The organism is Variovorax endophyticus (assembly GCF_025376855.1).
Classification (GTDB): domain Bacteria; phylum Pseudomonadota; class Gammaproteobacteria; order Burkholderiales; family Burkholderiaceae_C; genus Variovorax.
The window spans coordinates 357,391-383,906 of the sequence record NZ_JAHUTH010000001.1; the positions used below are offsets into that span (position 1 = coordinate 357,391).

The following is a 26,516-nucleotide window of genomic DNA, read 5'->3' on the forward strand; positions in this document are numbered from 1 at the left end:
CGACGGAAAGCGGCATGGCGGAGTCTCGGGCAGCAAAAGCCCGATTCTCCCTCGCAACTAGCGCGCGCCCGCGGCCCTCAGTTGATCGGCCATCGCCGTATAGCCGCGCGCCACCGCGAGCTGCAGCGGCGTGCGCCCCTGCCGGTCGGCCAGCGAGAGATTCGCGCCCGCGCCGATCAGCGCGGCCAGCGTGCGCTGGTGCCGCTCGCCGCCATCGCCCAGCACCACCGCCTCGATGGCGGCGGTCCAGTGCAGGTTGTTGACATGGTCGAGCGGCGCGCCGGCCGCGATCAGCTGGCGCACCACCTCGTCGTGGCCCAGGTGCGCGGCCGCGATCAGCGCGGTGCCGTCGTAGCGGCTCGTGACCTGCTTCGCGCTCGCGCCCAGCGACAGCAGCAGCGCCAGCGTGGCCGGGTCGTCGGCCACCGCGGCGATGGTCACGGCGTCGTAGCGGTCGTCCTCGAGCACGTCGAGCGAAGCACCGGCCTGCGCCAGCAGGCGGATCGCCTCGCGCTGGCGCGCATGCGTGGCCACCTGCAGCGCCGTGCGGCCGCGTGCATCGCGCGCATCGAGCCTGGCGCCGCCCGCGACCAGCGTGCGCAGCCGCGGCAGGTCGCCCTGCCAGGCCGCGCGGTGCAGGCCCTCGTAGGCCTTGGCCTCGGCCACGGTGGGCGCGACCTGGGCCCCGGCCGCGCCCGGCACGCCCGCGACCAGCGCGAGCGCCAGACCGGCGGCGAGCCGAAGCGCGCGCGCCGTTCTCATCCCAGCAGGCCCTTGACCTTCTCGAGCGCGGCGTTCGCGCACTGTTCGTCGAGGTGGCCGCCGGGCGCGCCGCCCACGCCCACCGCGCCGATCACCTCGTTGCCCGACTTCACTGGCACGCCGCCGCCCAGCAGCAGGAAGCCCGGCAGGTAGACCAGGTTCGCGGCGCCGGGGTTCTTCTGCGCGTTCTCCATCATGGCCTGCGTGGGGCTCTTGGCCGAGGCCGAGGTCCAGGCCTTGCGCTCGCTCGAGGCCAGCGTGTGCGGACCGGCGTTGTCGGCGCGCTGCACGGCGCGCACGGTGCCGGCGCGGTCGACCACGGTGGCGGCCACGTTGTAGCCGTTGGCGGCGCAGGCGGCGACGGCCTCGGCGGCGATCTGGTTGGCCAGCGCGAGCGAGATGTTGCGCTCGGTGCGCACCGCGGCGGGCGCGGCGGTCTGGGCCTGGGCCAGGGTGGATGCGGCCAGGCCGACGACGGCGGCAGCGAGGGTGGCGAGGCGAAGCGACGAATGCATGAAGGGGTCTCCAGTGAGTGGCGCCGGCCCGTTGCCGGCGGCTGCGCCACTGTAGGAAAGGCGCGTCGGCGCGGCCATTCGTACGGCTGCGGGGCGCGCTCCGTAGTTCTACGGAGCCTCGCTATCGACCAGCAGCGCGTAGCGCCGGATCAGTTGCGCCAGCGAATCGCTCTCGAGCTTGGCGAACAGGTTCGCGCGATGCGTCTCCACCGTGCGCGGCGACAGCGCGAGCTCGCGCGCGATCTCCTTGTTGGTGAGGCCGGCGACGATGAAGGCCAGCACCTCGCGCTCGCGCTCCGACAGTTGCGCCACCCGCTCGCGCGCCGCCTGGTCGGCCTGCGAACGCTCGCGCGAGCGCACGTGCTGGCGCACTGCCTGCTGCAGCGCCTCGAGCAGTTGTTCGTCGTCGACCGGCTTCTCGAGGAACTCGGCCGCGCCGGCCTTGAAGGCACGGCGGCACATCTCGACCGTGCCATGGCCGGTCAGCATGATCACGGGCTGGTCCACGCCCTGCGCCACCAGCCGGTCGAGCACGGTCAGTCCGCCGATGCCGGGCATGCGCACGTCGAGCACGATCGCGCCGATGCCCGTGCGGTCGAAGCCCGCGAGGAAGGCCTGCGGATCGGCCCAGGCCTGCACGCGCAGGCCCACGGTGCCGATCAGCAGCGCGAGGCTCTCGCGCACGGCCTGGTCGTCGTCGATCAGGTGCACCAGCGGGGATTGGGGCTGGACGTTCATCGGGCGCTTTCTTCCAGCCGCAGCCGCAGGGTGAAGCGCGCGCCGCGCGGCAGCGCATGGGCGGCCTCGAGGCTGCCGCCCATGCCGCTGGCCAGCGTCTCGCTGAGGCTCAGGCCCAGTCCCAGGCCGCCTTCGCGCGTGCTGAAGAAGGGTTCGAACAGCCGCGGCAAGGCCTCGGGCGCGATGCCCCGGCCGCTGTCGACGATGGCCAGCGTGCCTTCCTGGCCCTGGCGCGCGAGCTCGACCTCGATGCGCCGTTCGCCCGCCGGCACGCCCTCGAGCGCCTGCAGCGCGTTCATCAGCAGGTTGTGCACGATCTGCTCGAGCGCCACCGGCTCGCCGAGCACGCGCAGCGGCGGCTGGGCCGCGGCATCGAAGCGCACGGCGACGCCGCGCTGCTCGAACTCGGGCGCCAGCAGGTGCATCGCATCGCGCACCACCTCGTGCAGCGCCAGCGGGCGCAGTTCGCCGCCGGCCTCGGGCCGCTCGATCACGCGCCGCAGCCGCCCCACCACGCCGGCGGCGCGCCGCGCCTGTTCGACCGCCTGGCCCATGGCGCCACGCGCGGTGGCGATGTCGGGCGGATCCTCGTCGAGCAGCCGGCGCGCGGCCTGCGCATTGGCGAGCACGGCCGTCAGCGGCTGGTTGAGTTCGTGCGCGAGGCCGGCCGACAGCTCGCCGAGCGCATTGAGCCGCGCGACCTGGCCCAGGCGCAGCAGTTCTTCCGCGCGGCGGCGCGCCACGCGCTGGCGCCTTGCGGTCCACAGGCCCGCGACCAGCAGCGCCATCGCCAGCGTCCACAGCGCGATCGCGCGCCAGGGCAGCTCGGACCAGCCCACCTGGCGCTGCGCGACGAGGTCGAAGGGCTGGCTCGGCGAGGCCAGCACCTTGGTGAAGTCGAAGCGCCAGCCGCCCTCGCCGATGCGCCCCGGCTGCAGCACCAGTTGCTGGCCATCGCGCTGCAGGCTCAATCGCACGGGGCTTTGCTGCGGGTTCATGGGCCAGTCGCGCCAGGGCACCGTGCCCGCGAGGTCGATGGCCAGCGCATAGCTCACCGGGTCGGCGCCGATCGCCAGCAGGTAGCGCCCGTGCGGCAGGTCGAGCGCCGCGAACTCTGCGCGATGCAGTTCGCGCGAGCGCGCCTCGGCCCGCGCCAGCGCCTCGGCCTGCGGCCCCGGCGGCCAGGCCTCGCCGCGCGCGCGCCGCTGCACGCCGAGGATCGACGAGTACACGGCGGGCAGCCGCTGCTCTGGACGGTCGGCGCCACCGCCGCTCGCGGGCTCGAGCAATGCGAGCGTGGCCAGCACCGCGTCGTACTGCACCACCTGCTGGCTCATCAGGCGGTGCGCGATGCGCGCGTCGGTGTCGAAGGCTTGGTGCAGCCGCTCGATCTCCGCGCGCGCGAGCCAGACCGCGCCCATGGCCGACAGCGCCAGCCAGGCCAGCCACCATCCGCCGCGGGTGCGCAACCACTGTTTCATGGCGCGGATTGTGCCCGGCAGGCAGGCGCCGGCCGGGCGAGAATGCGCGCCCGAGGCATCAGTGCAATGCAGGACCATCTTTTCCCCGACCTCCCCGGATCTCCCCCTTCGGCGCCGCCCGCGCCCGCGGACGATGCGCCGGCTCCGAAGAAATCGCGCGGCGGCACCGTGCAGCCGGCGCCCGCCGATCCCGCGCTGGTCGACCTCGCGCTGCAGCTGCCGCCGCAGTTGCGCTTCGGCGGCTCGTCGTGGAACTACCCGGGATGGGCCGGCCTCGTGTGGGACGGCGAGTACGCCGAGGCCGTGCTGTCGAAGAACGGGCTCGCGGCCTATGGCCAGCATCCGCTGTTCCGCACCGTGAGCCTGGACCGCAACTTCTACCGCGCGCTCACCGCGAGCCAGTACGCGCGCTATGCCGCGATGGTGCCCGACGACTTCCGCTTCGTGGTGAAGGCGCCGAGCGTGGTGACCGATGCCACGGTGCGCGACGAGAGCGGCCGCGGCACGCAGATCAATCCGGCCTTCCTCAGCGCCGAGCTCGCGGTACGCGAATTCGCCGAGCCCGCGCTGCAGGGCCTGGGCCACCGCATCGGCGCGCTGGTGTTCCAGCTGAGCCCGCTGCCGCGGCCCGTGCTGGCCGACGTGCCGCTGCTGCTCGAGCGCCTCGCCGCGATGATCGCCGCGCTGCCGCCGCTCACGCCGACCGCGCCCGACGCGGTGGTCGCGGTCGAGGTGCGCGACCCGCAGCTCATGACGCCCGAGTTCGCCGCCATGCTGCGCAGCGTGGGCGCCACCTGGTGCCTGGGCCTGCACGCGAAGATGCCGCCGATCGAGGACCAGCTGCCGATGCTGCGCGCGCTGTGGCCGCGCCCGCTGGTGTGCCGCTGGAACCTGCACCGGCGCCACGGCCGCTACGGCTACGAGGACGCCGAGAAGCTCTACGGCCCGTTCGACAAGATCGTCGACCCCGATCCCGAGACGCGCCAGGCGCTGGCGCGCGTGATCGCGGGCACCGTGAAGGCCGGGCAGAACGCCTTCGTCACCGTGAGCAACAACGCCGAGGGCTGCGCGCCGCGCACCGTGGCGACCCTGGCGCAGGAAGTGGCGGACCTGCTGCTGCGCTGAGTCAGTCGACCGCGACGGTCATCTCGACCTCGACCGTCGCGTTCTTCGGCAGCGCATAGACGCCGACCGCCGTGCGTACATGCACGCCCGCGTCGCCGAACACCTCGTGCAGCAGGTCCGAGGCCGCGTCGGCCACCTCGCTGTGCAGCGTGAAGTCGGCGCTGCACTGCACGAACACGCCCACGCGCAGCACCTGGCGCACCGCGTCGAGCGAGCCGAGCTCGCGGCGCAGGATCGCGAGCGCGCGCAGCGCGCAGATCTGCGCGCCCTCGCGCGCCTGCTCGAGCGACACGGTATCGCCCGCGCGGCCCTTGACCATCACCGTGGTGCCCACGCGCGGCACCTGGCCGCTGATGTAGACGGTGTTGCCGTCGCGCACGGCCGACGCATAGTGGCCGCCGACGCGGATCTCGCCCTCGAAGCTGTGGCCGAGCTCGGCGGCGATGCGGTCGGCGGTCTGTTGGCGATGGGCGGAGGCGGTCATGGGCGGAATTTCCAGCTGAAAGAAAAGGCGCCATCTTCGCCGCACCGGCGCGCCGCGAACAGATACAGAGCCCGCGAAATGCAGCCGCAACAGAGGCCGCGCGCAAGCCCTGGTCCGAGGCTTCGAGGGGCTTGCCAAGGCCCTCGCTTTCACTCGTGCGAGACTCGCCGCTGAAGGAGAGTTACAGATGAATACATTTCTATTCGTGGTCGTTCTGGCGACCCTCGCCCTGCTCCTGGTCGTGCTGATCGCGCAGAAGCGCAACGACAGCCGCGGCGGTTTCGTCGAACGCCCGCGTCCGCGCGCGCCGCTCAACGAACGCCAGCAGGCCATGTACCACCGCCTGGTGCAGACGCTGCCCGACCTCGTGGTACTGCCGCAGGTGAGCTTCGGCGCCCTGCTCACCGCGCGCACCCGCGCCGCGCGCAGCGGCTTCGGCCGCAAGATCGCCGACTTCGTCATCTGCGACCGCAACTTCGAGGTGGTGGCCGTGGTCGGACTCGACGAGAAGGCCGGCCGCAAGGAACGCGCGCTGCGCGAGGCCCACGATGCGCTGCTGGTCGATGCCGGCTACCGCGTGCTGCGCTATGCGCGCGTGCCCGACGTGGGCCGCGTCGAGGCCGACTTCGATCCCTCGCTGGCCACGCCGCGGCTGCAGCTCGGCCCGCGCTTCCTCGAGGCGATGGCGCTCGAGCGGCCGGCCTTCAAGGCCTCGACGCACCAGTGGCATCCGTCGAAGGCCAGGCGCCGGCGCCGCGAGCGCCAGCTGCCCGCCGCCGTTCAGGCCTCGAACGCGAGGTAGACCCGCCCGTCCTCGATCTTCACCGGGTAGCTGCGCAGGTCCTCGGTGAGCGGCGCGCACATCGCCTTGCCGCTGCGCACGTCGAAGCGGCCCTGGTGCAGCGGGCACTCGATCTCGTGGCCCTCGAGGAAGCCGTCGCACAGCCGCGCATGGCCGTGGGTGCAGATGTTGTCGGTGGCATGGATGCCGTCCTCGGTGCCGTAGAGCGCGATGTCGCGGCCCTGCACGTCGATGCCGATCACGTCGTCGGCGGGGACGTCGTCCACCGCCGCGGCGTCGATCCAGGTGATCGTGGTCATGTTCTTTTCCTTCGTGGCGTGGGTGGCTGTCAGTCGGGCTTGAGGCCCGTGCGCTCGATCACCGGCTTCCAGCGCCGCAGTTCCTCGCCCATGAACTTCGAGAGCGCCTCGGGCGTGCTGCCCACGGGATCGAAGTACGCGGTCTGCAGGCGCTTTAGCACCTCGGGGTCCTTGAGCACCGCGGCGATCTCGCGGCTCATGCGCTGCACGATCGCATCGGGCGTGCCCTTGGGCGCCATGTAGGCGAACCACGGCACGGCCTGGATGTCGGGCAGGCCCGATTCGCGCAGGGTCGGCAGCTCGGGCAGCAGCCCCGAGCGCTCGGCCGAGGTCACGGCGATGGCCTTGAGCCGGCCGGCCTTGGCCTGCGGCATCACCGACACCGGCGGCAGGCAGGCGAACTGCACGTCGCCCTGGATGATCGCGGTGACGGCCTGGCCCGAGGACGCATAGGGAATGTGGACCGCGAAGGACCGGGTCTTGAGCTTGATGAGTTCCACGCCCAGGTGCGAGATCGAGCCGTTGCCGGTCGAGGCGAAGTTGAACTGGCCGGGGTTGCGCTTCAGCGCCTCGAGCCAGGACTTGACCGAGTCGACGTTCATGCCGTTCGACACCGCGCACACATTGGGCGTGGTGGCCGCGAGCGACACCGGCACCAGGTCCTTGAACGGGTCGTAGGGCAGGTTCTTGTAGAGGATGGTGTTGTAGACCAGCGGCGCGTTGACCGAGAGCAGGAAGGTGTAGCCGTCGGGCGCGGCCTTCGAGGCCTGGTCGGTGCCGCTGTTGCCGCCCGCGCCGGGCTTGTTCTCCACGATCAGCGGCTGGCCGATGCGCGAGGCGAGCTTGTCGTTGACGATGCGCGCGAGGATGTCGGGCGAGGCGCCCGCGGCGAAGGGCACGATCACGCGCACGGGGCGCTGCGGCCAGTCCTGGGCCTGGGCCGTGATGGCGATGGCGGCCGTGGCCGCGAACACGAGCAAGGTTTTCATGGCCGCGCCTCCACGTCCATCATGCCCAGGTGATCCTGCTGCTCGCGCGCGATGAAGCCCGCGATCAATGCGCGGTAGGCGGCCTCCACCACCTCGGGATAGGCGCCCTCCTGCTCGGCCAGCGCCCTTACCTTGTCGATCACTTCCTGCTGGCGCTGGGGCGCCGAGACCTGGAAGGCATCGCGCTTGAAGCGCGCCGCGTCCTTCACGTAGCGGCCGCGCTCGGCCAGCAGCGCGACGATTTTGCGGTCGAGCGCGTCGATGTTCTCGCGCACCTCGGCGAGGTTGGCGCACAGTGGCCGGTAGGCCGGGTCGGTGAAGCGGCGCAGCGGCGCGCCGTGGGTCTCGGGTTCTTTGTCCTGCATGGCTCAGATCGGATAGATGATGGAATTCGGGATCATTTCGCTGTCGAACACGCACAGGCGCGACGCGAACTTCAGGCCTTCGGGCGTGGACACCACGCGGTCGATGTAGCGGCCCACGTTGAACACGGTCGAGGGCCCGTCGAGCTTGGTGCGGAACACCGCGTAGTTGGCCTCGCTGCGGATGGTGCCGTCGTCGTCGACGCCGTGCACCACCGGCAGCCCGACCACGTGGCGCTGGTAGTAGGGGTCGTGGAACAGCGTCTCCTGGATGCCGTAGACGCGGTCCTCGAGCATGCCGCGGCTCTCGAAGGACAGCGTGGCCAGCGGCAGGCCGCGCTCGTGGTTCTCGCGCGGCTGCAGCCGGTAGCTGCACTGCTCGGTGAAGAAGGCCGGCCACAGGCTCCACTGGCCCGAATCGACCGCATGGGCATAGGCCGCATAGAGCCGGGCCAGCTCGAGGTAGGCGGCGGGGTCGAGCTGCTTCATGCGGCCTCCATCACTTCGCGCCAGTAGCGGTACATGCCGCGGATCAGCGTCTCGGTCACCATGTGGTCGGTGTTCTCGACCTCGTGCCCGCCGAGCTCGGCCAGCGTGCGGTGGTAGGGCTTCTGCTCGAAGCCCTGCTGCGAGAACTCGATCACCTCGCCGTCGTCGGCCGACACGAAGCCCGCCGGCCCGAACAGGTTGGCCTGGCGCAGGCGGCGCTGCGTCATCTCCTCGCTGTCGTCCTCGAAGCCGAAATGGGTCCAGACGAAATCGAAGGCATCGTGGCCCACGGGCTGGATGTGGCGCGTCGACACGCTGTTGACCTGCTGCTGCAGGATCAGGCTCGGGAACAGCGTCATCATCACCGCGGTCGGCCCGCCCCACCAGGGCTCGGGCACGATGTCGAGGAAGCGCGGGTCCTTGAGCTGCATGCTCTCCTTGAAGCTGGAGACCTGCGTCACCTGCGCGGCCTTGCCCGCGCTGCCGCGCGTGGAGATCATCGCGGCGTGGCGCCCGCGCGCATCCATCTTGAGCTCCGACTTGTTGTCGGCGCGCCAGAGCCCGAAGGTCACGAACCAGGTGTGGAGCAGGCCCGGGTGGTACGGGTCCTTGATGTTCTCCTGCATCAGCTTCCAGTTGCCGGGGATGCGCTGGCGGCTGTAGCCGAGGATGGTGAGCTTGCGGCCGTCGAACAACCGGTCGAAGTAGCGCAAGATCTCGGGGCCGAGGAAGTCCTCGAAGGACTCGATGCCATGGTCGAAGGAGGCGAACACCACGCCGCCGCGCCGCGCCACCTTGAGCTTGTTGAGGCCGTTCTCCTCGAGCTTGAAGTCGCCGGGCATGCCGCCGTTGACCTTGCCGTCCTGCTTCACGCCGCGGCGGAACGGCACGCCCTGCAGGTCGCCCTTGAGCGAGTAGTTCCACTGGTGGTAGGGGCAGACGAAATCCTTGCGGTTGCCCTGGCGCTCGCGGCAGAACTGCATGCCGCGGTGCGCGCAGACGTTCTCCACCACGTGGATCTCGCCCTCCATGTCGCGCACCAGGATCACCGAGCGCTCGCCGATGGCGGTGCGCTTGAAGTCGCCGGGGTTCGGGATCTCGGCCTCGAGGCCGACGTAGCACCAGTGCTTCTCGTAGAAGAAGCGCTGCAGCTCCTTCCGGTGCAGTTCCTCGTCGGTGTAGGCCTTGAACGGGATGCGGCTGGTCTGCTCGTTCTCCCAGCGCAGCTCGATGGGGAACACGGCTTGCGTTGTCATCGCGGGTCTCCTTGTCTTTCCGGCAATTCTTCAGGTGCCTTGCAGGTAGAAGGCATCGGCATGGATCTGCTCGGGCGCGAGGCCGCGGCCGCGCACCAGTTGCGTCACGGCCTCGACCATCGGCGGCGAGCCGCAGAGGTAGGCGCGCCAGCCCTCGAGGCTGCCGGGCCAGTCGGCGCGGATCGCGTCGGTGATCAGGCCCAGGCGCTGGCCGGCCTCGGCCGGGCCGGCGACCACCACCACCTGCACCGTCAGGCGGGGATGCAGCGCCTGCAATTCGCGCAGCTCGGCGAGGCCATAGACGTCGGCCCCCGAGCGCACGCCGAGGTAGAGGTGGATCGATTGCTGCGTGAGCCCGGCCTCGATGGCGCCGCGCACGATCGACAGGATCGGCGCCAGTCCGGTGCCGCCGGCCGCGCAGAGCATCGGCCCGCGGTGCTTCGTGCGCAGGTAGGCGGTGCCCAGCGGCCCGCTGACGCGCACCGCGTCGCCCACGCGCAGTTGCTCGAACACATGCGCGGTGACGCGCCCGCCGGGCACGCGGCGCACGTGGAACTCGAGTTCGTCGTCGCGGCTCAGGCCCGCCATCGAATACGGCCGCGCGAGTCCCGGCGCGAACTGCAATTGCGCGTACTGGCCCGGCGAGAACTCGAGCGGCTTGTTGGGCTTGAGGCGCAGGCGACGGATGTCGTGGGTCAGCGTCTCGATGCCAGTCACCGTGGCCTTGAGCACCCGCGCCGGATGCACCACCACCTCGTCGGGCTCGGGGATCTCGATCGCGCAGCTCTCGGTCAGGGTGGCCTGGCAGGCCAGCACGTAGCGCTCGCCCTGGCCATCGGGACGGATGGCGTCCTGGCCCGCGTCGAGCACCTGGCCCGACACCAGCTTGCAGCGGCAGGTGCCGCAGCGCCCGGCCATGCAGCTGTACGACACCGGCACATGGTGATCGCGCAGCACCTCGAGCAGGTTCGCGCCGGGGCGAACCTCGAGCGTGCGGGCCAGGGGGTGGATGTGCAGGTCCATCGGATGTTCTTCTCGTGGGCGGGCGCGGTGCGCCGGTTGTCTCGGGGACGGATGATGCGCGGCCGTCGCCGATTGACCAATAGAATTCCGTGAATCCTCTTCATCACCGAAATGAATAAAGGTCTGGCATGCAGCTCAAGGACATCGACCTCAACCTGTTGCTGGTGTTCGACCGCATGCTGGCCGAGAAGCGCGTGTCGGCCGTGGCCGCCTCGCTGGGCCTGTCGCAGCCCGCGATCAGCAACGCGCTCGCGCGGCTGCGCAAGCTGCTGGGCGACGAGCTGTTCCTGCGCACCGCGCGCGGCATGGAGCCCACGCCCTTCGCGCTGCAGCTGGCCGAGCCGGTGGCCTATGCGATGGGCGCGCTGCACACCGCGCTCAACCAGCAGGTGGTGTTCGACCCCGCCACCAGCACGCGGGCCTTCGCGCTCGCGATGACCGACATCGGCGAGATCTACTTCACGCCGAAGCTGATGGCCGCGCTGTCCGCGGTCGCGCCGGGCGTGACCATCAGCACCGTGCGCAACAACACGGCCACCAACCTGCGCGAGGAGCTCGAGGCCGGCCATGTCGACCTGGCGATCGGGCTGCTGCCGCAGCTCAAGTCGGGCGTGTTCCAGCGCCGGTTGTTCCGCCAGCGCTACGTGTGCCTGTTCGCCGGCAGCCACCCGCTCGCGAAGAAGCGCAGCGTGTCGCTCAAGGACTTCGTCGCGGCCGACCACGTGCTGGTGCAGGCCGCGGGCACCGGCCACGGCAAGGCCGACGACGTGATGGCCGCGCAGGGCATCCAGCGGCGCATCCGGCTGCGCGTGCCGCACTTCGTGGCCATCGGCCACATCCTGCGTTCGGGCGACATGATCGCCACCGTGCCCGAGCGGCTCGCGCAGAGCATCGCCGAGCCCTTCGGGCTGGTGTGGCGACCGCACCCGGTGGCGCTGCCGCAGATCGCGATCAACCTGTTCTGGCACGCCAAGCTGCACCGCGATCCGGGCAACCAGTGGCTGCGCGGCCTGCTGTTCGACCAGTTCGCCGACGGCGACTGAGCACGGTCTTCGGGTTCGGCGTACAAACACGGCCACCGCCCTTTTCCGCATCACGATGGCGCCCTCCCCCCGCATCCGGATCGCCCCCGGCACCGAAGGCATCGAACGCCTCGAGGCCCACCTGCACGGCCAGGCCTTCTCGCCGCACCGCCACGACACCTACGCGATCGGCATCACGCTCGCGGGCGTGCAACGCTTTCGCTACCGCGGCACGCAGCAGCAGTGCCTGCCGGGCCAGTGCCACGTGCTGCACCCCGACGAGTTGCACGATGGCGGCGCGGGCACCGACGACGGCTTCGGCTACCGCATCCTTTACGTCGATCCCGCGCTGGTGCAGAACGCGCTGCATGGCAGGCCGCTGCCCTTCGTGGCGCAGCCGGTGCTCGATGCGGCGCGGCTGCGGGCTCTCGGCGGCGCGCGCGAGATTTGGGACTTCGATGCCGCGATCGACGACGAGGTGCTGCGCACCGAACTGGCGGTCGCGGTGGCGCAGTTGCTGGCCAATGCCGCCTCGGGTCAGCCCCGGGCGCCCGGTTCGCTCGAGCTCGCCGGCCTCGGACGAGTGCGCGACCACATCGCCGCCACGCCGACCGAACGCCCAGAGATGGCGGCGCTCGAGCGGCTCTCCGGCCTCGACCGCTGGTCGCTCGCGCGCCAGTTCCGCGCGGCCTTCGGCACCAGTCCGAGCCGCTTCCGCACGCTGCGCCAGCTCGACGCGGTGCGCCGGCTGCTGCGGCGCGGCAGCTCGCTGGCCGATGCGGCCGACGCGGCCGGCTTCGCCGACCAGAGCCACATGTCGCGCCAGTTCAAGCAGGCCTACGGCCTCACGCCCGCGCGCTGGAGCGCGGCGCTGGGCTGATCAGCGCGCGCCCGCATCGGTGCGCGCCTCGATCGCGCGCACCACGGCCGCCATGTCGAGCGCGCCCAGGCCCAGCGCCTGCGTCTCGCCATAGAGCGCATGGCAGGCATCGAGCAGCGGCGAGGCCACGCCGGCCGCGCGCGCCGCCTCGGCCACCAGCCGGTTGTTCTTGAGCACGTCGACGATCGAGGCCTGCACCTCGAAGTCCCGCGCGAGCAGCTTCTGCGCCTTCACGCGCGACACGGCGCTGGCCATCGGCCCGGCCTCGAGCACCGACACCAGCTTGCGCGTGTCGAGCCCGTGGCGGTCGGCGAAATGGAAGGCCTCCGCAAGGCCCGTGACCATGGTGATCAGGAACAGGTTGACCGAGAGCTTCATCAGCAGCGCCTGCGGCACCGGGCCGCAGACCACGGTCTCGTGGCACATGGGCTTGAGCAGTGGCCGCACCGCATCCACCGCGTCGGCGTCGCCGGCCAGCATCGCCACCAGTTGCCCGGCCTCGGCCGGCTTGCGCGAACCCGAGACCGGCGCCTCGACATAGCGCCCGCCCGCGGCGCGGACCGCGTCGGCCAGCCCCTGCGAATACGCGGCCGAGGTGGTGCCCATGTGGACGATGGTGCGCCCCGCCACGTTGTCGGCGAAGGCCGGCGTGCCGCGGCCCAGCGCCTCGTCGATCGCCTCGCCGTGGGCCAGCATCAGGATCGCGATGCGCGTGCGGCGCAGTACCTGCGCGGGCGTGTCGGCGACCTGCGCGCCGGCTTCGCGCAAGGGCTCTGCGCGCGCGGGCGAGCGGTTCCACACGACGAGCGGCGTGCCCGCGCGCGCGAGGTTGAGCGCCATGGGCTGGCCCATGACGCCGAGTCCGATGAATCCGAGGGGTCCGATGTCAGTCAACCGTGTCTCCGTGAATGCATGAATGGGTGGGGAATGGCGTGGCACCTTAGCCCTCGGTGCAGGCCGCGTCTTGAAGCTTTGTGCGGCGGCCACCTTCACGAAGCCTTCAGGGGAGGCGCAGCCTTTCTTCAGGCTCGGTTTCGAGAATGAACGCAACCACCGGCGCACCGCGTGCCGCCGTTGGCTCCCTTCTTTTTCATCCCACTTTTCCAGGCATTCCATGCATTCGAACCCCGCCTCGCTTCCGAAGACCTCGTCCCTGCGCACCACCCTTCTCCTGTCCGCCCTGCTGCTGGGCGCCGCCGCGTCGATGAAGGCCGGCGCCGCCGAGTACGGCAAGGAACCCACGCGCCTGTACGTCGGCGGCGCCATCGGCCGCTCGAGCTACAGCCTGCCCTCGTCCTCGCGCGTGCCCGTGCCCTGGGGCGGCGAGAAGAACAGCAAGAGCGGCACTGCGTTCAAGGTCTATGGCGGCTACCGCTTCACCGACACCTTCGGCGTGGAAGGCGGCTATGCGCGGCTGGGCCGCGTGAAGCAGTGGAACACCAGCTACAGCGTGTTCGGCGCGAACTCGGTGCTCGAGAACGGCACCGGCCAGGTGTTCTACGCGGCCGCCACCGCGCGGCTGCCGCTGGGCGAATCGTTCGCGCTCAACGGCCGGCTCGGCGTGGCGCATGGCCGGGTCTCGGCCGGCAACAACCACCGCCTGTTCGGCGGCGAGAGCATCGGCGGCAACGGCACGGGCCTGATGGCCGGCTTCGGCGCCGAGTACGCGGTGACGCGCAATCTCTCGATCACCGCCGACTACGACTACTTCGGCAAGGTCTCGAAGCACGCCAAGGCCGGCCTGCTGACCGTGGGCATGCGCGCGAACTTCTGACGCCGGCGTCAGCCCGGCAGCGCCCAGCGGCCCAGCACCTCGTGCACGCCCTCGGCGCGCCGGCTGTCGATCAGCGCGAAGCTCGCGGCGGTCCAGCGCACCGGCTCGACCGTGGCCGGTTCCATCGCGCCGCGCAGGTACGACACCGTCAGGTGCGGCGTGAAGGCGCGCTTGGGCGCGAAGCCCGCGTCGGCCAGCACCTCGCCCAGGCGCTGCCTGAAGGCCGCGAGCGCGGCCACTTCGCCGTTGTCGCCACCGAGCAGCACGCAGGCGCCCTTGGCGAAGCGCATCACGCCGTCGAACGCCACCTCGAAGCGCGGCAGGTGCAGCCGCGAGGCGGCCGCGATCGCGAGCTCGACCCTGTCGCGCGGCAGCTCGTCGTGCTCACCCAGGTCATGCAGCGTGACATGCAGCCGGTCGGGCTCCACATGCATGGCGCGGAGGTCCCGTTCCGCATGCCATTGCGCGCTCCAGGCCGCGATGCGCGCGGCATCTTCTTCGCCGGGATGGAGCGCGAAGAACAGCACATGCGCCGGCGGCGGCTTGCGCGGCGCGCGTTGGCCGGGCGTGGCGCGCTCACGCGTGCGCAGCGGTGGCGGCGGTGCGTCGATGCCGGGCAGCAGCAACTGCTCGGGCGCGGGGGCGGTGCGGCGGGACTTCATGCGCGTCGACCCTCGTGCGGGGACGTGGGCGCGCGGCGGCGGGTGTGGCGGATGGCGGCAGTCAAGCGTGGGGGCACGTGCGGTGGCGGTCGAGGACCGCACGGCGGATGGCATTCGTGGGAGGGGCTGAATGGTACAGATGCCCGGCGCGATCCGGGGCCGCCGCGCGAAGAAATTTCAGCGGGCCGCGTCGATCGCCGGGCTCGTCCATTCGCGCACGAAGGCTTCGGGCGCGTGGCGCTCGGGCGCGCGCGTCGCCTCCTTCGGCGTGCCGACGTAGAGGAAGCCCAGCAGCCGGTCCGACTCGCCCAGGCCCAGCGCGCCACGCACATTCGGGTCGTAGCTGTTGAGCCCGGTGGCCCAGAAGCCGCCATAGCCCAGCAGGTGCAACGCATTGAGCATGTTCATCGCGGCGGCGCCGACCGCGAGCACCTGTTCGGACTCGGGGATCTTGTGCGGCGCCAGCACGCGCGCGCAGAGCGCGATCAGCAGCGGCGCGGCCATCGCCTTGTTGCGGAAGCGCTCGCCGTCTTCTTCGGGATCGCGTTGCCGCGCGGCTCGTGCGAACACCTCGCCGAGCGCGATGCGGGCATCGCCGCGGATGGTGATGAAGCGCCAGGGTTGCAATTGGCCGTGGTCGGGCGCGCGCAGCGCGGCCTGGAAGACGAGGTCGAGCTCCCGTTGCGGCGGTGCGGGATCGGTCAGCGGCCAGGGGGAATGGCGTTGCAGCAGCAGGTCGAGGGCTTCGCGCCGGCTCGGGCGAAGCATGGCGGTATCCGGGTGCATCTCGGCGTCCTTTGACTTTGAAACGAGGGGATCGCCGCGCCGATGGCAGATGCTGAAGGGCTTCAGGGGCGGGCTGGCTCGCGACGGGTGCGAGGTGGCTGGCATCGGGCGCTTCGCGCGGGACGGCGGGAGCGCTGCACCATCGTTCGACGGGGCGACGAACAGGCGGTCATCGTATCGGCGGCGCATTGCCCGCGCACGGGGTGCGTGTAAGGCGGCTTGCTTCAGTCCTCGTCCAGCGCCGCGAAACGCTCCGCCAGGAAGTCCACCAGCGCCCGCACCGCCGGCAGCAGCCCGCGCCGCGAAGCGAACACCGCATGGATGATCTCGCGCCGCGGCGCCCAGCCCGGAATCACGTGGATCAGCTCGCCGCGCGCGATCTGCTCGCGCACCATCATCGAGGGCAGTTGCACGACGCCCACGCCCGCGAGGGCCGCGGCGCGCAGCGCGAGCATGCCGCGCGTGACGAGGCGCGGCTGGTGGCGGACGGCGGCCTGCGCGCCATCAGGGCCGATCAGGGTCCACACGTGCTCGTGCTGCGGCAGGCCGAGGTCCATGCTCGGCAGGCCCGCGAGGTCCGCTGGCACGCGAGGGATGCCGCCCGACAGCAGCTGCGGATGCGCCACCAGGCACTGCCCGCGCTCGGCGAGCACGCGCATCACCAGTTCGCTGTCCTCGATCGGCGGCGGCCGCACGCGGATGGCGACGTCGACGCCCTCGCCCACCACGTCCACGCGGCGGTTGGTTTCCTCGAGGTGGATCTGCACGCGCGGGTGCGCAACCATGAAGGCCGCCACCATGTCGCCGACGTGCGTGTCGAGCAGCGCCACCGGGCAGGTCATGCGCACCACGCCGCGCGGCTCGGCCTGGGTCAGCGCGATGGCCTCGTCGGCCGCCTCGGCCTCGACCAGCATCGCCTTGCAGTGGCCGTAGTAGGTCTGGCCCGGCTCGGTGACGGCGAAGCGCCGCGTCGAGCGCTGGATCAGGCGCGTGCCCAGGCGCTCCTCGAGCAGCGCGATGCGCCGGCTGAGCTTGGACTTGGGCATGCCCAGCGCGCGGCCCGCGGGCGCGAAGCCGCCGTGGTCCACCACCTGCACGTAGTAGTAGAGGTCGTTCAGGTCCTTCATCGTTCGCGCCCTCATCGTTCACGAAATAGAACGCTGATGGCAAATATCGCCATCTACCGCATCCATCGTTCAACCCATATTCTCTATCCATCGGCCAGGACCCTCGTCCTGGCGACGCAAGGAGATGAAGATGAAGAAGGTTCTCGGTGTCTACAGCGCCCCTCGCACGCACTGGGTGGGCGACGGTTTTCCGGTGCGCTCGCTGTTCGGCTACGACGGCCTGGGCAAGCACCTGAGCCCGTTCCTGCTGCTCGACCATGCGGCGCCGACCGCCTTCGAACCGGCCGTCCGCCCGCGCGGCGTGGGCCAGCATCCGCACCGCGGTTTCGAGACCGTGACCATCGTCTACCAGGGCGAGGTCGAGCATCGCGACTCCACCGGCGCGGGTGGCCTGATCGGCCCGGGCGACGTGCAATGGATGACCGCCGGCGGCGGCATCCTGCACGAGGAGTTCCACTCGCGTGCCTTCACCGAGCGCGGCGGCACGATGGAGATGGTGCAGCTCTGGGTCAACCTGCCCGCGAAGGACAAGATGGCCGAGCCCGGCTACCAGACCCTGCTCGACGCGCAGATCCCGTCGGTGGACTTGCCCGAGGGCGCGGGCCGGGTGCGCGTGATCGCCGGCGCATTCGACGGCCAGCGCGGCCCGGCACGCACCTTCACGCCGATGGACGTGTGGGACCTTCGCATCGCCCAGGGCCGCGTCGGCCGCTTCGAGGCGAAGGAAGGCCGCACGCTGGCGCTGGTGGTGCTGCGCGGCACGGTGCTGGTCAACGGCGAGACGGTCGCGCGCGAGGGGCAGCTGGTGCATCTGGACACCGCCGGCAGCGGCGTGGAGATCGAGGCCAACAGCGACGCGACGGTGCTGTGGCTGTCGGGCGAGCCGATCGACGAGCCCGTGGTGGGCTACGGCCCATTCGTGATGAACAGCGAGGCCGAGATCCGCCAGGCCATGGCCGACTTCAACGGCGGCCGCTTCGGCCGCATGCCGGCCTGAGCGATCGAGCCCCCGCGTTTCGAAAAGACGCGGGGGCTTTTTTCATTCAGGGGCCGTCGCCGGCCCGCAGATCCGACTCGCGCGTCACCGTCTTGGCCAGCAGCCGCAAGGTGCTCGCGCAGGCCGCGACCGCTTCGGACAGCACGCCGCTGCGCCGGTAGGCCAGCCCCAGGTCCATCGACGGCACCGCGCCCGCCATCGCCGTGCGGCGAATGCGCCCGCCGTCGTGCGACCACGGGCGGAACACCAGGTCCGACAGGATCGTCACGCCGACGTTCTGCGCGACCAGGCTGCGCACGGCCTCGATCGACTTGGTACGGAACACGACCTTGGGCTCGAGCTTGGCCGCGCCCCAGTAGCGGCCCACGGTCTCCACATGCTCGTCCATGTCGAGCAGCACGAAGGGCAGCTCCGCGATCTCCTTCAATGACACCGACTGCCCGGTCGCCAATGGATGGTCGAGCGAGGTCCACAGGCGCCGCTGCGACTTCAGCAGGTTCTCTCGCCGGATGTCGGGCGCCTGCAAGAGGTTCGAGACCAGCACCACGGCGAGGTCGAACTCGCCGCTGCGCAGCCCCGCCTCGATCTCTTCGCGGTTGCGTTCGACCGGTTCGAACTCGATCAGCGGCAGTTGCCGCCGCATGGCGCCGATGATCTTCGGCAGCATGTATTCGGACACCGTGTCCGTGATGGCGATGCGCACGCGCCCTTCGACGGAAGACGCCGAACCGTGGGTCTCCTCCACCGCCACTTCGAGCGTGCGCAGGATGTGCTGCGCGTGGCGCAGGAAGCCTTCGCCATGCACCGTGAGCCGCAGCCCGTCGGAGTGCCGCGTGAAGAGCTGGACCTTCAGCGCGGTCTCGAGATTGCGTAGCGAAGTCGTCAACGAAGGCTGGCTCACATAACAGCGCTGCGCCGCGCGCGAGACTTGGCCCGTGTGGGCCGTGGCGACGAAGTGCTGCAGCTGCTTGATCGTGATCGACATAGATCGATCCTATATCACTCTATTGATATTCAATATTTGAATTGGCTCCGGTGTTCGCCCATAGTCGCCCCGCACGACATTCCGGGCGCGAAAGACGCCCCAGGCCCAGCCACTGGAGACACCATGCCTTCGACATCGAGAACAGCCCCCGGGCAAGACGCCCTGCGCCCTTCCGCCGCGCACCCCGGCCCCGCGGGTCCCGGCCTCCTGAGCCGACTGGGCCTGCGCTTCACCGCCTGGGCCGAGCGCTGGTTCCCCGATGCCTACGTGTTCGCGGCCATCGCGGCGGCGGTGGTCGCGGTCGCGGCGCTGCTCAATGGATCGAGCCCGCTGGTCGTGGCCAAGTCCTTCGGCGACGGCTTCTGGAGCCTGATCGTCTTCACGATGCAGATGGCACTGGTGGCGATCGGCGGCTACGTGGTCGCGACCTCGCCGCCGGCCGCGCGCTTCATCGGCCGCCTGGCCGCGGTGCCCGTCTCGGGGCGCCAGGCCATCGCCTACGTGGCGGCGATCAGCATGATCCTGTCGCTGTTCAACTGGGGCATCTCGCTGATCTTCAGCGCGCTCTACGTGCGCGCCCTGGCGCGCCGGACCGAACTGCGCATGGACTACCGCGCCGCCGGTGCGGCGGCCTATCTCGGGCTGGGCGCGACCTGGGCACTCGGCCTGAGCTCCTCGGCGGCGCAGCTGCAGGCGAACGCCGCCAGCCTGCCCAAGAGCATCCTCGACATCACCGGCGTGATCCCGTTCAGCCAGACCATCTTCCTGTGGCAGTCGATGGTGATGGCGCTGGTGCTGATCACCGTCTCGGTCGCGATCGCGCTGTGGTCCGCCCCCACGGCCGAGAGCGCTGTCACGGCGCAGGACCTGGGCATCGACCTGGCCGAGGCCAAGCCGGCGACGGACGCAACCGCCGCGCGGCGCCCCGGCGAATGGCTCGAGCGCAGCCCGCTGCTCACGCTGCTGCTGTGCGCGCTGGGCTTCGGCTGGCTCGCGCAGGAGTTCATGGCCAAGAGCCCGCTGATCGCGATCGCGGGGCTCAACACCTACAACCTGCTGTTCCTGATGATCGGCATGTTGCTGCACTGGCGCCCGCGCAGCTTTCTCGACGCCGTGTCGCGCTCGGTGCCCTCGACCGCGGGCGTGATCATCCAGTTTCCGCTCTACGGCGCCATCGCGGCCATGCTGACCGCCGCCAAGGGCGACGGCGGCCACACGCTGTCGGACCGCATCGCGCACCTGTTCGTGAGCATCTCCAGCGTCGACAGCTTCGCGGTGGTGATGGGCGCGTACTCCGCCATCCTGGGCTTCTTCATTCCCTCGGGCGGCGGCAAGTGGATCATCGAGGCGCCCTACGTCATGCAGGCGGCCAACGAGCTCAAGGTCCACCTCGGATGGGCCGTGCAGGTCTACAACGCGGCCGAGGCGCTGCCCAACCTGATCAACCCGTTCTGGATGCTGCCGCTGCTGGGCGTGCTTTCGCTGAAGGCGCGCGACATCGTCGGCTTCACCTTCCTGCAGTTGCTGGTCCACGCGCCGTTGGTGCTGTTCATGCTGTGGTTCCTGGGCCGCACGCTGAGCTACATGCCCCCCGTGATGCCTTGAGCGGACCGGGTATTCGAATGGACGCGGCCACGACGCAAACAAAGCCCGGCTACTGCACGCTCTGCCGCTCGCGCTGCGGCACGCTCAACGAGGTGCGCGGCGACATGCTGGTGTCGGTGCGCCCCGACACGGCGCACCCGACCGGCCAGGCGATGTGCATGAAGGGCAAGGCCGCGCCCGAACTCGTGCACAGCCCGCATCGCGTGCTGCATCCGATGCGCCGCACGCGGCCCAAGGGCGACCCGGATCCGGGCTGGGTGCGCATCGGCTGGGAAGAGGCGCTGGCCGAGACCGCGCAACGCCTGGACGCCATCAAGGCCGAGAGCGGCGCCGAATCGGTGGTGTTCGCGGTCACCACGCCGAGCGGCACCCCGCTGTCCGACAGCATCGACTGGATCGAGCGCTTCGTGCGCCTCTTCGGCAGCCCCAACATCTGCTACGCGACCGAGGTCTGCAACTGGCACAAGGACTTCGCCCATGCCTTCACCTTCGGCTGCGGCATGCCGCCGGCCGACTATGCGCAGGCCGAACTGATCGTGCTGTGGGGCCACAACCCCACCAACACCTGGCTGGCCCAGGCCAACGCCATCGCGAAGGGCCGCGCGAAAGGCGCGCGGATGATCGTGGTCGATCCGCGTCCCACCGCGCTGGCACGCCAGGCCGAGGTGTGGCTGCCGGTGCGGCCCGGCACCGATGCGGCGCTCGCGCTCGGGCTGATCCGCCTGTTGATCGAGGACGAGCGCTTCGACGAGGCCTTCGTGCGCGACTGGACCAACGCGCCGCTGCTGGTGCGCGACGACAACGGGCATCTGCTGCGCGAGCGCGATCTGCGGCCCGATGCTGAGGGCGACCGCTTCCTGGTCTGGAGCGACGCGGACCAGGGGGCCGTGCCCTACGACACGGCTCAGGCCGCACGAGCTCAAGGCTCGGCCCACTTCCGCCTGCGCGGTGCGGTCGAAGTGACGGCGAAGAACGGCCACCGCCTCGCGTGCCGCCCGGCCTTCGACCTGCTCGCGCAGGCCTGCAACGCCTGGACACCACGGGAGGTGGAACGCATCACCGGCGTGCCCGAAGCCCCGCTGCGCGCCGCGGCCGAGCTGTTCGGCGGCGGGCACCGCACGGCCTATCACGCCTGGACCGGCATCGGCCAGCACACGAACGCGACCCAGTCGGAGCGCGCGGTCGCCACCCTGTACGCGCTGTGCGGCAGCTTCGACCGCATCGGCGGCAACCGCGTGCGCACCGGCCCGCGCGTCAACGCGGTCAATGCGCTCTCGCTGCTGCCCGCTGCGCAGCGCGCCAAGGCGCTCGGCTTGAAGGAACGGCCGATCGGGCCGCCTGCCCATGGCTGGGTGACCGCGCGCGACACCTATCGCGCGATCGTCGAGGGCGAGCCGTACAAGGTGCGCGCGATGATGGCCTTCGGCACCAACCTGCCGGTCTCGCAGGCCGACACCGCGCTCGCGCGGCAGGCGCTGGCGCAGCTCGAATTCCACGTGCATTGCGACCTGTTCGAAACGCCAGCCGCGCGCTACGCCGACATCCTGCTGCCGATCGACACGCCCTGGGAGCGCGAGGGCCTGCGCATCGGCTTCGAGATCGACGACCGCGCGGCCGGCTGGGTGCAGTTGCGCCAGCGCATGGTGGCGCCGCGCGGGGAATCGCGCTCCGACAACGAGGTGCTGTTCGACCTCGCGCAACGCCTCGGCATGGGCGACGCATTCTTCGGCGGCAGCCTGGAGGCCGGGTGGAACCACATCCTCGAGCCGCTGGGTCTCACGGTGGCGCAGTTGCGCGAGCGGCCCGAAGGCATGGCCTGCGACATCGACGCGGGCGAGCGGAAGTACGCGCGCGAAACGCCCACCGGAGTGCGCGGCTTCGACACGCCCACGCGCCGCGTCGAGCTCTATTCCGAAACCCTGCTGCGCCACGCCCAGCCGCCCGTGGCGAGCTTCGTCGAGCCCGCCGACACGCCACGCGACGCCAGGGCGACCGGACAGGGCCGCTTCCCCTACGTGCTGAGCTCGGCCAAGAACGGCCTCTACTGCCACAGCCAGCATCGCAGCCTGCCCTCGCTGCGCAGGCGCGCACCCGAGCCGGTGGCCGAGCTGAGCCCCGCGCTCGCGAAGGCCAAGCACATCGTCGACGGCGACTGGCTGCGCATCCGCACGCGCGTGGGCGCGGCCCGCTTCGTCGCGCGCATCACGCCCGGTTTGGCCGACGATGTCGTCGTGGCCGAGTTCGGCTGGTGGCAGGGCTGCAGCGAGCTGGACCGCGAGGGCCTGCCGGTCGACGGTGCGCTGAGCAGCAATTTCAATGCGCTGATCTCGGCCGACCATTGCGATCCAGTCAGCGGCTCGGTGCCGCACCGCTCCTTTCTCTGCGACATCGAGCGCGATCCCGCCACGGCGTTGCGACAGCGCGCATGGACGGGCATGCGCCGCTTTCGCATCCACGAGCTGCGGCCCGAGGCCGAAGGTGTGCTGGGCATCCACTTCGAGCCCGTCGACGGCGGCGCCCTGCCCGACTACCGGCCCGGCCAGCATGTCGAACTCAAGCTCGACCTCGGCGATGGCACGCCGGTCTCGCGAGCCTATTCGCTCACCGGTGCGGCCGAGCAAGAGGATCGGCGCGGCTACAGCATCGCGGTGCGACACCAGCGCGGTCGAGCGGCCGACGGGACGCCGTACCAGGGCCGCATGTCGGGCCACCTGCACCGCGAGCTGAAGCTCGGCGACACGGTCGAGCTGCGGGCACCGTCGGGCGGCTTCGTGATTCCGCGCCGTTCGCCCCAGCCGCTGGTGCTGTTCGCGGGCGGCATCGGCATCACGCCGTTCATCAGCCTGCTCGAGTCGCTGCCCGATGGCGCCGAAGGCCCCGCGATCGAGCTCTACTACGCCAACCAGAACAGCGCGACGCATGCCTTTCGCGAACGCGTCGCGCAGCACCGTGCGCGCCTGCCCCGGCTGCGGGTGATCGACCACTACAACGCGCCGCTGCCCGGGGACCGCCTCGGCATCGACTACCAGTCGGACCGCTACATCGATGCCGGCGTGGTGGACGACGCGCTGATCGCGCAGCGGGCCCGCTTCTACCTGTGCGGCCCGCCCGCCATGATGGACAGCGTCATCGCGGGACTGGTGGCGCGCGGCGTTCCGCGCTTCGACATCTTCAGCGAGGTGTTCCGCTCGCCCGCCGCGCCGCCAACGGATGGTCTGCAGCAGTTCGATGTCCGCTTCGCGCGCTCGGACCGCGGGCCGGCCACGTGGACGCCCAGGCAGGGCACGCTGCTGAGCTTCGGCGAATCGCTGGGCCTGCAACTGCCCAGCGGCTGCCGCGTAGGGCAATGCGAAAGCTGCGCCGTGCGCGTGATCGCCGGCAAGGTCGCGCACCTGCATGGCCGTGAACCCGAAGACCCGACCGTGTGCCTGACATGCCAAGCCGTGCCGCTCGAAGACCTCGTGCTCGATGCATGAGCCCCGCCCTCCGTTTCCACCCCACCGCCCCATGAGAACCATCGATACCGAAACCACCCGTCGCGCCCTGCGCTTCGAGCGCCTGATCCCCGCGCTGCGCGACATGTTCGTCGCCGGCTGCGAAGTGCCGTTGCGGCATGTGCATGCGCTTCCGGGCCAGGCCGCGCAACCGGGCGGGACCGTGCTGATCATGCCGGCGTGGCAGGAGGGCCGCTACCTGGGCATCAAGACGGTGAACATCTTCCCGGGCAATGCCGAACGCGGCCTGCCCGGTCTGTTCTCGACCTACACGCTCTACGACGCGCGCACCGGCGAGCCGCTGGCGCAGATCGATGGCAACGAGATCACCTCGCGCCGTACCGCCGCCGCATCGGCCCTCGCCGCCTCCTACCTCGCACCCGTGGAAACGCGTAGCCTGCTCATCGTCGGTTGCGGCCGTGTCGGTGGCCTGGTTCCCGAGGCGTTTCGCACCGTGCGGCCGATCGAGCGCGTGGCGGTCTGGGATCGCAACGAAGTGGCGGCGAAGGAACTCGCCGCGCGCCTCCACGCGCAAGATATCGATGCGTTCGTCGCCACCGACCTCGCCCAGGCCGCGAGCGAGGCCGACATCGTGAGCTGCGCCACGCTCGCGACGCAGCCGGTGATCGAGGGAGCGTGGCTGCGGCCGCGCAGCCACCTCGACCTGATCGGCAGCTTCACGCCGCAGATGCGCGAGGCCGACGACACCGCGTTCGTCGGCGCGAAGCTTTTCATCGACACGCGGGAGGCGCTGCAGAAGAGCGGCGAACTGCTCGGGCCGATGTCGCGCGGTGTGTTCACTGCCACGGACGTGGCGGGAGAACTGGCCGACCTCGCCGCCGGCCGGATCCAGGGTCGAACCGAGACCGATGGACGAACCGTCTTCAAGGCCGTGGGCACGGCGCTCGAGGACCTCGCGGCGGCGATCCTCGTCTACGAGAGCGCTGAAACCACGTGAGGAGTGCAGTCTTGACCTTCGGATCAAATTGACAAAATAGATCAATACTGTAAAGTTCGACGCCTGTCTTCGCAGATTGGCGACCGAGCTTCGTGGCGCGTCGATCGGCGGGGCCTTGAACACCCACCCTCATCGCCGAACTCACCCATGTCTTCGCTGTCCCCGATCTCCTTCGGCCCCGCCGGAGCGCCCCGCTGATGGCCCCCACCCCCGACCGGCGCGTCGCGATCATGGAAGCCGCCATCGGCGTCTTCCTGCGCTACGGCTACCGCAAGACCTCGATGGACGACCTCGCGCGCGCCGCCGGCATCTCGCGCCAGGGCCTCTACCTGCACTTCAGCGCGAAGGACGAACTCTTCAAGCAGGCCGTCACCTGGTTCGCGGAACGCGGCCTCGCGGCCATGCGGGCCGCGCTGGCGCGCGAGGAGCTGCCGATCGAGGAGCGCCTGGTCGGCGCCTTCGCGGCGCTGCATGCGCAGAACGACGGTTCGCAGATGTCGCTCGAGCACATGAACGAGATCGTCGCGACCGCGCGCGAGCTGGTCGGCCCGGTGCTCGAGGAGTTCGACCAGGCCGTTCCCAAGGAGCTGGCGCGCGCCATCCAGTCCAGCGGCGACGCCGTGCCCTGGCGCGGCGCCGGCCTCACGGCCAAGGCGCTCGCGCAGCACCTGTATGCCGCCTCGCACGGCCTCAAGCACTACGCCCGCACGCCGGCCGAGTACCAGGCCGGCATCCGCACCGCCGTGCGCCTCGTCTGCGGCCGTCCCGGCCCGGCGGCCGGCGCCTGAGCCCCTTCCACCTGTTCACGAACGGAGTTCTCGCCATGTCCACCTTCTCGCTTTGCGCCTGCGGTTCGCGACCCACGGCCCATCCCCAGTCGCCGCAGCAGCGCGACGGCGTCTATCGCAACGTCGTGCCGCGCGCGCCGATGGGTTTCCTGAAGACCGTGGCGATCGGCTGGCGGGTCCTGACCGGCAAGAGCGACACCACCGTGCCGAGCACGCCGATCCCGGTGCGGCCGCTGACCACCGCGGCACTGCTGGCGGCGCCGGACCGCAGCCTCTACCGCCTCGGCCATTCGACCCTGCTGCTCAAGCTCGACGGCGAGTTCTGGCTCACCGACCCCGTGTTCTCCGAGCGTGCGTCGCCGGTGCAATGGGCGGGCCCCAAGCGCTTCCATGCGCCGCCGATCGGCATCGACGACCTGCCGCCGATCAAGGGCGTGATCCTCTCGCACGACCACTTCGACCACCTGGACCGCGCCGCCATCGCGCGGCTCGCGCCGAAGGTCGAGGTGTTCGTCACCCCGCTCGGCGTGGGCGATCGCCTGATCGGCTGGGGCGTCGACCCGGCGCGGGTGCGGCAGCTCGACTGGTGGGACGAGACCACCGTCGGCGGCATCCGCCTCGCGGCCGTGCCCGCGCAGCACTTCTCGGGCCGCACCCTGCTCGACGAAGACCGCACCCTGTGGGCTTCATGGGTGATCCTGGCCGGCGACCTGCGGCTCTTCTTCAGCGGCGACACCGGCTACCACGCCGACTTCAAGACCATCGGCGATCGCTACGGTCCCTTCGACGTGACCCTGCTCGAGACCGGTGCCTACGACAGGCAATGGGCCGACGTCCACATGCAGCCCGAGCAGACGCTGCAGGCCCACCTGGACCTGCGCGGGCGCTGGCTGCTGCCGGTGCACAACGGCACCTTCGACCTGGCGATGCATGCCTGGAACGAGCCATTCGAGCGGATCCAGGCGCTGGCACAGGCGCGCGATGTGAAGCTGGCCACGCCGGTGATGGGGGAACGGGTGGCGCTGGAGGCGCCGCGCACGGGGCGTGCGTGGTGGGTGGCCGGCGGGAACTGAGGGGCATCGCGGCGTCGGCATTGGGATATCGGTAAATTCC

General features: G+C 70.7%; 27 protein-coding genes. 11 read left to right on the forward strand and 16 right to left on the reverse strand.

The features are described 5' to 3' along the window. Positions 1-57: 57 nt before the first annotated feature. The 4 genes from KV106_RS01450 to KV106_RS01465 all read right to left on the reverse strand — a co-directional run bounded on the left by KV106_RS01450 (position 58) and on the right by KV106_RS01465 (position 3,496). Positions 58-762 carry an ankyrin repeat domain-containing protein gene (locus KV106_RS01450; protein WP_261205795.1) on the reverse strand — a complete coding sequence of 235 codons (705 nt, stop codon included), beginning with the start codon at positions 760-762 and terminating at the stop codon, positions 58-60. Further along, on the reverse strand, positions 759-1,277 hold the full coding sequence (locus KV106_RS01455) for a GlcG/HbpS family heme-binding protein (protein WP_261205797.1): 519 nt from the start codon (positions 1,275-1,277) through the stop codon (positions 759-761). The genes KV106_RS01450 and KV106_RS01455 overlap by 4 nt, the downstream gene beginning before the upstream one ends. A 108-nt stretch (positions 1,278-1,385) precedes the next feature. Beyond that, a complete protein-coding gene (locus KV106_RS01460; protein WP_057594954.1) occupies positions 1,386-2,015 on the reverse strand; it encodes a response regulator transcription factor in 630 nt (209 codons plus the stop codon). Further along, a complete protein-coding gene (locus KV106_RS01465; protein ID WP_261205798.1) occupies positions 2,012-3,496 on the reverse strand; it encodes a sensor histidine kinase in 1,485 nt (494 codons plus the stop codon). Before KV106_RS01465 ends, KV106_RS01460 begins: the two co-directional genes overlap by 4 nt. Positions 3,497-3,562: 66 nt before the next feature. Here KV106_RS01465 and KV106_RS01470 point away from each other — a divergent pair, with 66 nt between their 5' ends. Continuing rightward, positions 3,563-4,621: a DUF72 domain-containing protein gene (locus tag KV106_RS01470; protein WP_261205799.1), complete on the forward strand. Its 1,059-nt coding sequence runs from the start codon at positions 3,563-3,565 to the stop codon at positions 4,619-4,621. Between the two features lies 1 nt (position 4,622). Here KV106_RS01470 and KV106_RS01475 read toward each other — a convergent pair whose 3' ends face one another. After that, positions 4,623-5,105 carry a RidA family protein gene (locus KV106_RS01475; RefSeq protein ID WP_261205800.1) on the reverse strand — a complete coding sequence of 161 codons (483 nt, stop codon included), beginning with the start codon at positions 5,103-5,105 and terminating at the stop codon, positions 4,623-4,625. Between the two features lie 187 nt (positions 5,106-5,292). Between KV106_RS01475 and KV106_RS01480 the strand changes: the two genes are divergently transcribed. Beyond that, positions 5,293-5,907 carry a DUF2726 domain-containing protein gene (locus tag KV106_RS01480; RefSeq protein WP_261205801.1) on the forward strand — a complete coding sequence of 205 codons (615 nt, stop codon included), beginning with the start codon at positions 5,293-5,295 and terminating at the stop codon, positions 5,905-5,907. Here KV106_RS01480 and KV106_RS01485 read toward each other — a convergent pair. Genes KV106_RS01485 through KV106_RS01510 form a run of 6 tightly spaced genes read right to left on the reverse strand, consistent with a single transcriptional unit; the run spans position 5,886 to position 10,325 of the window. Further along, positions 5,886-6,206 carry a non-heme iron oxygenase ferredoxin subunit gene (locus KV106_RS01485; protein WP_261205802.1) on the reverse strand — a complete coding sequence of 107 codons (321 nt, stop codon included), beginning with the start codon at positions 6,204-6,206 and terminating at the stop codon, positions 5,886-5,888. The two genes, KV106_RS01480 and KV106_RS01485, sit on opposite strands and share 22 nt — an antisense overlap. Before the next feature lie 29 nt (positions 6,207-6,235). Continuing rightward, positions 6,236-7,195 carry a Bug family tripartite tricarboxylate transporter substrate binding protein gene (locus KV106_RS01490; protein ID WP_261205803.1) on the reverse strand — a complete coding sequence of 320 codons (960 nt, stop codon included), beginning with the start codon at positions 7,193-7,195 and terminating at the stop codon, positions 6,236-6,238. After that, positions 7,192-7,560, reverse strand: coding sequence for a chorismate mutase (locus KV106_RS01495; protein ID WP_261205805.1), 369 nt, complete (start codon positions 7,558-7,560; stop codon positions 7,192-7,194). Before KV106_RS01495 ends, KV106_RS01490 begins: the two co-directional genes overlap by 4 nt. Positions 7,561-7,563: 3 nt before the next feature. Then, positions 7,564-8,046 carry an aromatic-ring-hydroxylating dioxygenase subunit beta gene (locus KV106_RS01500; RefSeq protein WP_057594947.1) on the reverse strand — a complete coding sequence of 161 codons (483 nt, stop codon included), beginning with the start codon at positions 8,044-8,046 and terminating at the stop codon, positions 7,564-7,566. Beyond that, positions 8,043-9,302, reverse strand: coding sequence for an aromatic ring-hydroxylating dioxygenase subunit alpha (locus KV106_RS01505; RefSeq protein WP_261205806.1), 1,260 nt, complete (start codon positions 9,300-9,302; stop codon positions 8,043-8,045). Before KV106_RS01505 ends, KV106_RS01500 begins: the two co-directional genes overlap by 4 nt. Positions 9,303-9,332: 30 nt before the next feature. Then, positions 9,333-10,325 carry a 2Fe-2S iron-sulfur cluster-binding protein gene (locus tag KV106_RS01510; RefSeq protein ID WP_261205807.1) on the reverse strand — a complete coding sequence of 331 codons (993 nt, stop codon included), beginning with the start codon at positions 10,323-10,325 and terminating at the stop codon, positions 9,333-9,335. 128 nt (positions 10,326-10,453) lie between these two features. On the opposite strand from KV106_RS01510, the gene KV106_RS01515 reads away from it, so the two are divergent. Both KV106_RS01515 and KV106_RS01520 read left to right on the forward strand, forming a co-directional pair. Continuing rightward, positions 10,454-11,368 (forward strand): LysR family transcriptional regulator, encoded by a 915-nt coding sequence (locus KV106_RS01515; RefSeq protein ID WP_093341826.1) that lies wholly within the window; start codon positions 10,454-10,456, stop codon positions 11,366-11,368. Positions 11,369-11,423: 55 nt separating this feature from the next. Continuing rightward, the gene (locus tag KV106_RS01520; protein WP_261205808.1) at positions 11,424-12,227 is read left to right on the forward strand and encodes an AraC family transcriptional regulator; all 804 of its coding nucleotides are present in this window, start codon (positions 11,424-11,426) and stop codon (positions 12,225-12,227) included. Here the strand turns inward: KV106_RS01520 and KV106_RS01525 are convergent, their stop codons facing one another. Continuing rightward, a complete protein-coding gene (locus KV106_RS01525) occupies positions 12,228-13,121 on the reverse strand; it encodes an NAD(P)-dependent oxidoreductase (RefSeq protein ID WP_261205809.1) in 894 nt (297 codons plus the stop codon). It lies immediately after the preceding gene. Between the two features lie 220 nt (positions 13,122-13,341). Here KV106_RS01525 and KV106_RS01530 point away from each other — a divergent pair, with 220 nt between their 5' ends. Then, positions 13,342-14,001, forward strand: a complete 660-nt coding sequence (locus KV106_RS01530) for an outer membrane beta-barrel protein (protein WP_261205810.1) — start codon at positions 13,342-13,344, stop codon at positions 13,999-14,001. 8 nt (positions 14,002-14,009) lie between these two features. On the opposite strand, the gene KV106_RS01535 is transcribed toward KV106_RS01530, so the two are convergent. The 3 genes from KV106_RS01535 to KV106_RS01545 form a co-directional block, all read right to left on the reverse strand. Then, entirely contained in the window at positions 14,010-14,663 is a 654-nt protein-coding gene (locus KV106_RS01535; RefSeq protein WP_261205812.1) for a 2'-5' RNA ligase family protein, read from the reverse strand. 177 nt (positions 14,664-14,840) lie between these two features. Beyond that, entirely contained in the window at positions 14,841-15,449 is a 609-nt protein-coding gene (locus tag KV106_RS01540) for a nitroreductase family protein (RefSeq protein ID WP_409976468.1), read from the reverse strand. A 224-nt stretch (positions 15,450-15,673) separates the two neighbouring features. Continuing rightward, positions 15,674-16,576, reverse strand: a complete 903-nt coding sequence (locus KV106_RS01545) for a LysR family transcriptional regulator (RefSeq protein ID WP_261205815.1) — start codon at positions 16,574-16,576, stop codon at positions 15,674-15,676. A 130-nt stretch (positions 16,577-16,706) separates the two neighbouring features. Here KV106_RS01545 and KV106_RS01550 point away from each other — a divergent pair, with 130 nt between their 5' ends. Beyond that, complete coding sequence (locus tag KV106_RS01550; protein WP_261205816.1) at positions 16,707-17,573, forward strand: pirin family protein; 867 nt, start codon at positions 16,707-16,709, stop codon at positions 17,571-17,573. A 46-nt stretch (positions 17,574-17,619) separates the two neighbouring features. Here KV106_RS01550 and KV106_RS01555 read toward each other — a convergent pair whose 3' ends face one another. Next, positions 17,620-18,558 carry a LysR family transcriptional regulator gene (locus KV106_RS01555; protein ID WP_261205817.1) on the reverse strand — a complete coding sequence of 313 codons (939 nt, stop codon included), beginning with the start codon at positions 18,556-18,558 and terminating at the stop codon, positions 17,620-17,622. Positions 18,559-18,681: 123 nt separating this feature from the next. Here KV106_RS01555 and KV106_RS01560 point away from each other — a divergent pair, with 123 nt between their 5' ends. The 5 genes from KV106_RS01560 to KV106_RS01580 all read left to right on the forward strand — a co-directional run bounded on the left by KV106_RS01560 (position 18,682) and on the right by KV106_RS01580 (position 26,476). Then, positions 18,682-20,163: a short-chain fatty acid transporter gene (locus KV106_RS01560; RefSeq protein ID WP_409976469.1), complete on the forward strand. Its 1,482-nt coding sequence runs from the start codon at positions 18,682-18,684 to the stop codon at positions 20,161-20,163. Between the two features lie 17 nt (positions 20,164-20,180). Next, positions 20,181-23,639: a molybdopterin-dependent oxidoreductase gene (locus tag KV106_RS01565; protein WP_261205818.1), complete on the forward strand. Its 3,459-nt coding sequence runs from the start codon at positions 20,181-20,183 to the stop codon at positions 23,637-23,639. 31 nt (positions 23,640-23,670) lie between these two features. Continuing rightward, a complete protein-coding gene (gene lhpI / locus KV106_RS01570) occupies positions 23,671-24,615 on the forward strand; it encodes a bifunctional Delta(1)-pyrroline-2-carboxylate/Delta(1)-piperideine-2-carboxylate reductase (RefSeq protein WP_261205819.1) in 945 nt (314 codons plus the stop codon). A 197-nt stretch (positions 24,616-24,812) separates the two neighbouring features. Beyond that, positions 24,813-25,403, forward strand: a complete 591-nt coding sequence (locus KV106_RS01575; protein ID WP_057591691.1) for a TetR/AcrR family transcriptional regulator — start codon at positions 24,813-24,815, stop codon at positions 25,401-25,403. A 35-nt stretch (positions 25,404-25,438) separates the two neighbouring features. Continuing rightward, positions 25,439-26,476, forward strand: coding sequence for an MBL fold metallo-hydrolase (locus KV106_RS01580; protein WP_261205821.1), 1,038 nt, complete (start codon positions 25,439-25,441; stop codon positions 26,474-26,476). Positions 26,477-26,516 lie beyond the last annotated feature (40 nt).

Bases quoted from the DNA above. Each gene is read 5' to 3' on its own strand.
- KV106_RS01450 (WP_261205795.1), bottom strand. From the start codon at position 762: ATGAGAACGGCGCGCGCGCTTCGGCTCGCCGCCGGTCTGGCGCTCGCG.
- KV106_RS01455 (WP_261205797.1), bottom strand. From the start codon at position 1,277: ATGCATTCGTCGCTTCGCCTCGCCACCCTCGCTGCCGCCGTCGTCGGC.
- KV106_RS01460 (WP_057594954.1), bottom strand. From the start codon at position 2,015: ATGAACGTCCAGCCCCAATCCCCGCTGGTGCACCTGATCGACGACGAC.
- KV106_RS01465 (WP_261205798.1), bottom strand. From the start codon at position 3,496: ATGAAACAGTGGTTGCGCACCCGCGGCGGATGGTGGCTGGCCTGGCTG.
- KV106_RS01470 (WP_261205799.1), top strand. From the start codon at position 3,563: ATGCAGGACCATCTTTTCCCCGACCTCCCCGGATCTCCCCCTTCGGCG.
- KV106_RS01475 (WP_261205800.1), bottom strand. From the start codon at position 5,105: ATGACCGCCTCCGCCCATCGCCAACAGACCGCCGACCGCATCGCCGCC.
- KV106_RS01480 (WP_261205801.1), top strand. From the start codon at position 5,293: ATGAATACATTTCTATTCGTGGTCGTTCTGGCGACCCTCGCCCTGCTC.
- KV106_RS01485 (WP_261205802.1), bottom strand. From the start codon at position 6,206: ATGACCACGATCACCTGGATCGACGCCGCGGCGGTGGACGACGTCCCC.
- KV106_RS01490 (WP_261205803.1), bottom strand. From the start codon at position 7,195: ATGAAAACCTTGCTCGTGTTCGCGGCCACGGCCGCCATCGCCATCACG.
- KV106_RS01495 (WP_261205805.1), bottom strand. From the start codon at position 7,560: ATGCAGGACAAAGAACCCGAGACCCACGGCGCGCCGCTGCGCCGCTTC.
- KV106_RS01500 (WP_057594947.1), bottom strand. From the start codon at position 8,046: ATGAAGCAGCTCGACCCCGCCGCCTACCTCGAGCTGGCCCGGCTCTAT.
- KV106_RS01505 (WP_261205806.1), bottom strand. From the start codon at position 9,302: ATGACAACGCAAGCCGTGTTCCCCATCGAGCTGCGCTGGGAGAACGAG.
- KV106_RS01510 (WP_261205807.1), bottom strand. From the start codon at position 10,325: ATGGACCTGCACATCCACCCCCTGGCCCGCACGCTCGAGGTTCGCCCC.
- KV106_RS01515 (WP_093341826.1), top strand. From the start codon at position 10,454: ATGCAGCTCAAGGACATCGACCTCAACCTGTTGCTGGTGTTCGACCGC.
- KV106_RS01520 (WP_261205808.1), top strand. From the start codon at position 11,424: ATGGCGCCCTCCCCCCGCATCCGGATCGCCCCCGGCACCGAAGGCATC.
- KV106_RS01530 (WP_261205810.1), top strand. From the start codon at position 13,342: ATGCATTCGAACCCCGCCTCGCTTCCGAAGACCTCGTCCCTGCGCACC.
- KV106_RS01535 (WP_261205812.1), bottom strand. From the start codon at position 14,663: ATGAAGTCCCGCCGCACCGCCCCCGCGCCCGAGCAGTTGCTGCTGCCC.
- KV106_RS01540 (WP_409976468.1), bottom strand. From the start codon at position 15,449: ATGCACCCGGATACCGCCATGCTTCGCCCGAGCCGGCGCGAAGCCCTC.
- KV106_RS01545 (WP_261205815.1), bottom strand. From the start codon at position 16,576: ATGAAGGACCTGAACGACCTCTACTACTACGTGCAGGTGGTGGACCAC.
- KV106_RS01550 (WP_261205816.1), top strand. From the start codon at position 16,707: ATGAAGAAGGTTCTCGGTGTCTACAGCGCCCCTCGCACGCACTGGGTG.
- KV106_RS01555 (WP_261205817.1), bottom strand. From the start codon at position 18,558: ATGTCGATCACGATCAAGCAGCTGCAGCACTTCGTCGCCACGGCCCAC.
- KV106_RS01560 (WP_409976469.1), top strand. From the start codon at position 18,682: ATGCCTTCGACATCGAGAACAGCCCCCGGGCAAGACGCCCTGCGCCCT.
- KV106_RS01565 (WP_261205818.1), top strand. From the start codon at position 20,181: ATGGACGCGGCCACGACGCAAACAAAGCCCGGCTACTGCACGCTCTGC.
- lhpI (WP_261205819.1), top strand. From the start codon at position 23,671: ATGAGAACCATCGATACCGAAACCACCCGTCGCGCCCTGCGCTTCGAG.
- KV106_RS01575 (WP_057591691.1), top strand. From the start codon at position 24,813: ATGGCCCCCACCCCCGACCGGCGCGTCGCGATCATGGAAGCCGCCATC.
- KV106_RS01580 (WP_261205821.1), top strand. From the start codon at position 25,439: ATGTCCACCTTCTCGCTTTGCGCCTGCGGTTCGCGACCCACGGCCCAT.